The organism is Tautonia sp. JC769, assembly GCF_040717455.1.
Lineage (GTDB): Bacteria > Planctomycetota > Planctomycetia > Isosphaerales > Isosphaeraceae > Tautonia.
In genome coordinates this window covers 209,361-215,812 of sequence record NZ_JBFEFH010000009.1, presented here as the reverse complement: position 1 = coordinate 215,812, position 6,452 = coordinate 209,361, and the positions used below count along the sequence as shown (strand labels likewise).

General features: G+C 69.1%; 5 protein-coding genes. 4 read left to right on the top strand and 1 reads right to left on the bottom strand.

From position 1 onward, the window contains the following. Positions 1-212: 212 nt before the first annotated feature. Complete coding sequence (locus AB1L88_RS11950) at positions 213-1,190, bottom strand: ATP-binding cassette domain-containing protein (protein ID WP_367096884.1); 978 nt, start codon at positions 1,188-1,190, stop codon at positions 213-215. A 920-nt stretch (positions 1,191-2,110) separates the two neighbouring features. On the opposite strand from AB1L88_RS11950, the gene def reads away from it, so the two are divergent. The 4 genes from def (at position 2,111) to AB1L88_RS11930 (ending at position 6,438) form a co-directional block, all read left to right on the top strand. Then, positions 2,111-2,776, top strand: coding sequence for a peptide deformylase (gene def / locus AB1L88_RS11945; protein ID WP_367096883.1), 666 nt, complete (start codon positions 2,111-2,113; stop codon positions 2,774-2,776). Between the two features lie 64 nt (positions 2,777-2,840). After that, positions 2,841-3,833, top strand: a complete 993-nt coding sequence (gene fmt, locus AB1L88_RS11940) for a methionyl-tRNA formyltransferase (protein ID WP_367096882.1) — start codon at positions 2,841-2,843, stop codon at positions 3,831-3,833. 383 nt (positions 3,834-4,216) lie between these two features. Continuing rightward, positions 4,217-5,686 (top strand): tRNA (N6-isopentenyl adenosine(37)-C2)-methylthiotransferase MiaB, encoded by a 1,470-nt coding sequence (miaB, locus tag AB1L88_RS11935; protein ID WP_367096881.1) that lies wholly within the window; start codon positions 4,217-4,219, stop codon positions 5,684-5,686. After that, a complete protein-coding gene (locus AB1L88_RS11930) occupies positions 5,683-6,438 on the top strand; it encodes an SMI1/KNR4 family protein (protein WP_367096880.1) in 756 nt (251 codons plus the stop codon). The genes miaB and AB1L88_RS11930 overlap by 4 nt, the downstream gene beginning before the upstream one ends. Positions 6,439-6,452 lie beyond the last annotated feature (14 nt).

The window sequence follows — 6,452 nt, the reverse complement described above, 5'->3', positions numbered from 1 at the left end:
ATCCCACCAGGTTCGACCGGAAGCGATACGACGAGAAACGCCGAAGCACCGACACGACTGCTTCCCCCTCACCCGGCCTACGGCCACCCTCTCCCCCACAGGGGGCGAGGGTTGGGAGCACTCTGTCCCACTCTCCCCGCCCGCGGGGAGAGGGCCGGGGTGAGGGGTCCCCGGCTCGAACCGTCGCTCCGGCCCAAACGTCGCCCGATCGCTCACGCCGCTTCCCCCTCGTGATCGACGACCACCGCATCCCGAACGGCCCTCACGAACCGTTCTTCCAGCGTCGAGCGCGACAGGTCCAATCGCCGCACCGCCCAACCGTTCTGGACGACCCGCCTGGCGATCAGTTCCCGAAGCTCGTCGACCGCCGCCTCGTCCTTCGGCCGGACCTCGAAGGCACAAACCCCCGCATCCCCCTGCGCCGCCCCCTCGACCGCGATCGGCCGCACCGCCCCGGCCCCCGGCGCCGTCTCCAACGCACCCCGCACCGAATCCTTCGGCCCCCGGACCTCCACCTCGACCGCCCGGCCCGACCGCAACCGCTCCAACGGCTGATCCAGCGCGATCCGGCCCGAGGCGATAATAATGACCCGGCCGCAGACCATCTCCACCTCGGGCAGGATGTGCGTGCTCAAGAGGATCGTGTGCCGCTTGCCCAGCTCCCGGATCAGGTCCCGGACCTCGCCAATCTGGATCGGGTCCAGGCCCGCCGTCGGCTCGTCCAGAATGAGGATATCCGGGTCGCTCAGCAGGGCATCGGCCAGCCCCACCCGCTGCCGATACCCCTTCGACAGGTTCCCGACCACCCGATGCGCCACCGCCCCCAGGCCCGTCATCTCGATCGCGTCGTCGATCGCCCCCCGACGCCTCGACCGCGGCACGTCCTTCAGCGAGGCCCGGAATCGGAGGAACTCCCTGACCCTCATCTCCGGGTACAACGGCACGCTCTCGGGCAAGTACCCGATCTTCCGCCGCACCTGGAGCGGTTCGTCCATCACGTCATGCCCGGCCAGCCGAGCCCGGCCGCTCGTGGGCATCAGGTACGTCGTCAGCATCCTCATCGTCGTCGACTTCCCCGCCCCGTTCGGACCGAGCAGGCCGACGATCTCCCCCCGGCCGATCGAGAAGCTGATCCCCTCGACCGCCCTCACCGCCCCGTACCGCTTCGACAGCCGCTCCACTTCAATCATGCGCCCAATCGACTGACGTCGCTCCCCGGCCACACCCCGCACCCCACCCGCCCCTCATTATTCCCCCTCGACCTGCCCCCCTCAACCCACGGGTGCCCCAAGCCCTGTCGAGTCTTCTCGGCCCGTAGGGTGCTGTCGAGTCTTCGAAGACGCACCTCCCCAGATCTGGTGCGCCTTCGAAGATTCGATGTGGAGATCGTCCCGACACCGCGTCAAGCGCTGTCGATCGCCTCCCCAGATCTGGTGCGTCTTCGAAGACTCGACAGCACCCTACACACCATGGATTGACCCATCGCCCAGGGTACTTGATCCCGATTCTGTGACTGAGACGGCCGATTTTCCCGATAGTCTTGTCGACGCCTCGCGTCTCCAGGAATCGATGCTTGCTGCACCCTGGCCCCAACCCCCCGATGACGCACCATGAATTCCCCCGCCGTCCCCCTCGACCTCGACCCCCTCGGAAGCCCCAACCACTCTCCCCCGCGCCAAAGCACGCCATATCGACCGCGCCACACGAACTCAAATCCCCACCGGCGCGAAACAAACCCAACGTGCCCCCACGAACACCGCCGAATCCGTCCTGCCGGGGCCCACCAAACAGACCCAATTCCTCTCCGAAACGAACCCAATCCCCATTGCGCCAAACAAACCCAATGACGATCACCAAACGAACCCAATCTCCCTGAGCGCCCGCACGAAACGAACGCATTTTCTCGACGTAACCCCAGATAGCGCAACACAATCCCCATGAACACTCCGGCGCACCAATTGGCGCACCCGCAGCGCACCCACGCCACCCGATCCCCCGCCTCTGCCCGGCGAGACGCGGTGGCCACCGACCCGACCGGCCGCGTATAATCGACGCATCCCTCTCATCTGCGAGTCACACCACCTTGCCAGCCAGCCCGGGAGCCATCGTCGTGCTTCGGATCGTGAACTTCCCCCACCCGGCCCTCCGCTACAAGAGCCAGCCCCTGCGCCGGATCGACGACGAGTTCCGGGCGACCGTCCGCCGCATGTTCGACCTGATGTACGAGGCCAGGGGGATCGGCCTGGCCGCCAATCAGGTCGCCTTGCCCTTCCGGTTCTTCGTCCTCAACCTGACCGCCGACCCCGAGCAACCCGACCAGGAGCAGGTCTTCATCAACCCCGAGATCCTCAAGCGCGAGTCGGTCGTCGAGGAGGAGGAAGGCTGCCTCAGCCTCCCCGCCCTCTACGGCAAGGTCCGCCGTTCGAAGAAGATCCGCGTCCGGGCCTTCGACCTGCACGGCCGCCAGATCGAGGCCGACGTCGACGGACTCCTCTCCCGGGCCATCCAGCACGAGACCGACCACCTCGACGGCACCCTCATCACCGACCGCTTCGACGCCCCCGTCCGCGCCGCCACCTCCGCCAAGCTCCGCGAGATCGAGGTCGACTTCCGCAAGAGCCAGGCCGAAGGGCTCTTCGGCGACGACGCCGCCCTGCAAGCCCGCCTCGAAGCCCTCGTCCAGCACGGCGGCATCCTGCCCGACGTCCTCTCCGACGCCGACCGCCTCGCCTCCGCCCCGGCCCCCGCCGAGGCCCCGAATTCCCAGAACGCTTGAATCGCCCGAACCTGGCCTCGCTTGACAGATCCGCTTTCGAACGAACCCCTTGGGATTCCCCCTCATGGCCGCCCCCGCCGTCCGGATCGTGATGCTCGGCACGAAGGATTTCGCCCTGCCGACCTTCCAGGCCCTGCTCAAGACCGGGCACGAGGTCGTCGCCCTCGTCACCCAGCCCGACCGCCCCCAGGGGCGCAAGCAGGAGCTGATCCCGAGCCCGATCAAGCAGGAGGCGATCCGCCAGGGCGTGCGGGTCGAGCAGCCGGAGGACGTCAACGCCCCCGAGGGGGTCGAGCTGGTCCGGTCCCTGCGGCCCGACCTGCTCGTCACCGCCGCCTACGGCCAGATCCTCTCGGCCGAGCTGCTCGGCGTGCCGCCGATGGGGGGGATCAACCTCCACGGCTCGATCCTCCCGAAGTACCGCGGCGCCGCCCCGGTCGCCCGGGCCATCCAGCGGGGGGAGACCGAGTCGGGCGTGACCGTCATCCTCATGTCCCCCCGCGTCGACGCCGGCGGCATGATCGCCGTCGCCCGCACCCCGATCGCCCGCGACGAGACCGCCGGGGAGCTTGAGGCCCGGCTCGCCCGGCTCGGCGCCCCTTTGATCGTCGAGGCGATCGACGCCCTCGCCGCCGGCAGCGCCGAGGTCATCCCCCAGGAGACCGCCCAGGCCACCAAGGCCCCGAAGCTCCGCAAGGACGACGGCCTCATCGACTGGTCCCGCCCCGCGCAGGACGTCCACAACCTCGTCCGGGCCATGCAGCCCTGGCCGACCGCCTCGACCCACTGGCACCCGTCCGACCCCGAGAAGAAGCCCGTTCGCTTGATCGTCCACCGCTCAAGCGTCGTCGAAGGGCAGGGGGAGCCGGGCCGGGTGATCGTGGCCGACGCCTCGGGATCGGGTCCGGGATTGGTGGTCGCCGCCGGCTCCGGCGCCGTCCGCCTCTGGTTCGTCCAGGTCCCCGGCAAGAAGCCGATGCCGGTCGACGCCTTCCTCCGGGGGCACGCCGTCCGCCCCGGCGACCTCCTCGGCCCCGAATCCCCAGCCCTCCCGTAGGGTGCCGTCGAGTCCTCGAAGACGCACCTCGCCGGCTCCGATGCCCCTCATTGCTCCGACGCCCCCGATTCCTTCGGCATCGTGCAATCCCCCCGAATCCCCGGAAGAACCGGTTGTCAGGAATCCGGGCATCTCGTAGAGTATTTGGACGACCCGAAGGCCGGACCCCGGCCTTGCCCACCAGGGACGATCCCGCCTGATTCCCCTCCCGCCCCTTTTGCCGGCCCGGACGCCCTCGAGGACCGCGGACCCACGTTTCCAAACCCCGTCCCTCTCCGTTAGAATGGGAACTCTTTCGCCGACGATCGCAACCGTCGGCACAGCAGTTCCCTGGCCCCTCGCAAGCCGTCGGGCGGTTGTGCCCTTCGGACCGGAGCCTGACCATGTCGGACCCGGCTACGCCGCGCAAGTCGCTCTATATCGAGACGGTCGGCTGCCAGATGAACGTGCTGGACAGCGAGCTGATCGTGGCGCAGCTTCGCCGAGACGGCTACGAGCTGACCGACGACCTGCACCAGGCCGACGCCATTCTTTACAACACCTGCTCCGTCCGGCAGCACGCCGAGGATAAGATTTACAGCGCCCTGGGCCGCATCAAGCACCTCAAGCAGCGTCGGCCCGACGTCCAGATCGGCGTCATCGGCTGCATGGCCCAGAAGGACCAGAAGCAGATCCTCCACCGCGCCCCCCACGTCGACCTCGTCGTCGGCCCCGGCCAGATCGGCCGCGTCTCCGAGCTGCTCCAGACCGCCCAGCTTGAGCAGAAGCCCCAGATGGCCGTCAGCCTGGCCCGCAACGCCGGCAAGACGCTCGACGTGCTCGACACCTTCCCCACCTACGACCCCGACCGCGCCCCCGAGCCGACCCCCCAGGGGGCGACCCCGCACCAGGCGTTCGTCCGCATCCAGATGGGGTGCGACAAGTTCTGCACCTACTGCATCGTCCCCTCGGTCCGGGGGCCCGAGCAGGGCCGACCGCCCGAATTGATCGTCGAGGAAGCCCGCCGCCTGCTCGCCCAGGGGGTCAAGGAGATCACCCTGCTCGGCCAGACGGTCAACAGTTACACCTACCGCCACGGCGACGGCCGGACCACCCGCCTGTCCGACCTGCTCGCCCTCCTGCACGACCTCGACGGCCTGCTCCGCCTGAAGTTCGTCACCAACTTCCCGCTCGACATGACCGACGACCTGCTGCAAGCGGTCCGAGATTTGCGGAGGGTCAGCCGCTATCTGCACGTCCCGGCGCAGAGCGGTTGTGACGAGGTCCTCAGGCGGATGAAGCGATTGTATACCGTGGCCCAGTACGACGAGATGATGGGCCGCATCCGGGAGACGGTCCCCGACTGCGCCGTCTCCAGCGACTTCATCGTCGGCTTCTGCGGCGAGACCGAGGCAAGCTTTCAGAAGTCGATGGAGCTGGTCGAACGCTCCCGGTTCAAGAACAGCTTCATCTTCAAGTACAGCCCCCGGGCCGGCACGAAGGCCGACGACCGCTTCGCCGACGACGTGCCCGAGGAGGTCAAGAAGCGCCGGAACCTCGAGCTGCTCGCCCTCCAGAACGCCATCAGCGTCGAGGACAACCGCCCGTTGATCGGCCAGACCGTCGAGGTCCTGGTCGAGGGGCCGAGCAAGGCGGCCGGCAAGCGAAGCGAGGATGACCCGAGCGGCATCGGCGTCACGCAGATGACCGGCCGGACCTCGTGCGACCGCATCGTCGTCTTCACCGGCAACCTGCGGCAGGCGGGCCACCTCTTGCCGGTCGTGGTCGATCAGGTCAGCGCCGTCACGCTCATCGGCCGGGTCGTGACCTCGGAATCCGAATCGGTCCCGGTCGCGGAGGCCGCCCTGTCATGAGCCCGATCACCGCCACCACAGACCGCCTGGAAGAGGCCGTCGGGAGCTGGGCGAGGGCCGCAGGCGTGCCGCCGTCCTGGCTGCCGTCCCCGAAGCACCTGGCCGCGATCGGCGACGGGGCCTCGGCCCTGCGCACCCCCGTGCCTCCGGCCGCGATCGACAACTGGGAGGCCCGCCACGGCTTCACCCTCCCCCGGTCGCTCCGCGCCTGGCTGCGGCTCTCCGACGGCTTCTACCCCGAGGCCGGCCCCGCCGTGCATCCGATCGGCGCCATCGGGCCGATGGTCCCCTTCGCCCGCGTCCCCGGCCTGATCGTCCAGCCCGAGAGCTGGTTCGAGCTGGGCAACCCGAACGAGGCCGAGACCATCTGCATCGACCTCGCCTATCGCTGGCTCCCCTGCGGCGACGCCCCGATCTTCGCCTCCGGCGACGACCTGACCGGCCTCCCGCCCCGGATCATCGCCCCGAGCTTCGAGGCCTGGTTCGCCCGATTGCTCCGCGAAGGGGGCCGCGCCTACTGGCTCGACCCCGGCTTCGTCGGCCTGGGCGACCCCTGGGCCGAGCATCGCCGCCGCTGCCCCGCGCCCCCGCTGCCCGATCGCCTCCGACGCCTCCTGCCCCGCGTCAGCATGCCGGTCGATTCCGGGCTCGACGACTTCGCCCTCGCCACCACCCTGGGCATCTCCCGCTTCGACGCCGAGGCCCTGCTACGCCACCTGCAACACGGCCCGCTCGACGACGCGGCGCTCTGAGCAACCGGCCGTTG